At 35.6% G+C, this 585-nt stretch carries 2 protein-coding genes; both read left to right on the top strand.

All coding sequences use genetic code 11. The annotated features are described in order from the left end of the window. Window positions 1-259 (top strand): hypothetical protein (locus ACYVTD_RS15675; RefSeq protein ID WP_461248624.1); only part of this gene is annotated, 259 nt, incomplete at its 5' end. Then, window positions 252-585 (top strand): hypothetical protein (locus ACYVTD_RS15680; protein WP_461248625.1); only part of this gene is annotated, 334 nt, incomplete at its 3' end. The genes ACYVTD_RS15675 and ACYVTD_RS15680, both read left to right, overlap by 8 nt.

Raw genomic sequence — 585 nt, forward strand, 5'->3', positions numbered from 1 at the left:
CGCTACTTCGTGGGAATGTTTCTGGAAAATTACGTTCCCAATGGTAAGCTCTTTAATTCTTGTTAACATAGTTTACAGCGTTGTAGATTATTTTATTAGAACAGATAACCGTGTTATGGCAAAAATAAATCTTACCACGATAAGAATGATGAATTTTGGTTTTGGAACGGCAATGGCATGGGTTTACTTCCTTGCCGTAATTTCTATTATTGGAATTGCGATGGCTATTATTTCCAAGAGGGTATACTATTATGAGTGAAGTTACTTATAACAACGAACATACTGAAAATTGGGGAAATATATCCCGCAATTACCACAAAAAGAAAAAAGCGCTGGATATTACTTTTAAGGTATGCCGTGCGGTGCTTCTTTTTGGAATGTGCTTTTTAATTATTCAGCCGTTACTTGATAAATTAAGCGTCAGCTTTATGGCTGAGCAGGATTTGTATGACAGTACGGTAATTAGTATTCCGCGAAATTTTACAACAGGAAATTACAGAACAGCAAGTCAATTATTGGTTTATTGGAAATCTCTTTTTGAAACCGTTAGCATAGTAACAGTAAGCTCTGTTCTTCAGATTGCGG

This window comes from Treponema sp. R6D11 (assembly GCF_054786075.1).